The following is a 546-nucleotide window of genomic DNA, read 5'->3' as shown; positions in this document are numbered from 1 at the left end:
GAAGCCCATCTCGCCGACGAAGTTCACCATCGCCGCGAAATACTTGTAGTGCACCAGTAGCAACAGGTCGGCGGCCACGCCCAGCGCGGTGGCCAGCAGCTGCAGCTTCGGTCGCTTGGCCAGTGACAGGATCACCAGGCTGATCAGGTAATTGAACACGATCGAGCCGGACAGCAGCAGCACGAACTGCGGGTTCCACCAGCCGTAGAACACGATGGAGGCCACGCACAGCCACAGCGCGGCCAGGCGCGGCCGCACCGCACCCAGGGCGTAGTGCACGCCCAGCGCGATCGGCAGGAAGACCAGCAGGAACAGGAAAGAGTTGAAAAGCATCGTCCGTAGCGCTCAGTGGATCTCGGCCAGCGTTGCCTGCTCACCGTCGGTCAACGGCAAGGACAGGGCCATTTCAGAAAATTCCCAGACCACCAGCTGTACTGTCGGCGGCCATTGCGCGCGCTGCGGCCAGGCCGCCAGCAGCGCGCCGGAGAACTGGCCGCCATCCAGGCTCTGGTTCCACACTTCGCGCCCAAGCGCATGGCCCAGGCG

1 protein-coding gene and 1 pseudogene are annotated in these 546 nt (G+C 64.7%); both read right to left on the bottom strand.

Annotated elements, in window-relative coordinates:
• Positions 1 to 333 (bottom strand): annotated as a pseudogene (locus tag ACXJKJ_RS31800) (MBOAT family O-acyltransferase); the annotation flags it as partial.
• A 12-nt stretch (positions 334 to 345) separates the two neighbouring features.
• A partial coding sequence (locus ACXJKJ_RS31795) for an alginate O-acetyltransferase AlgX-related protein (protein WP_457395704.1) occupies positions 346 to 546 on the bottom strand: 201 nt, incomplete at its 5' end.

The organism is Roseateles sp. P5_E1, assembly GCF_054049335.1.
This window is presented reverse-complemented; position numbering and strand designations above follow the sequence as displayed.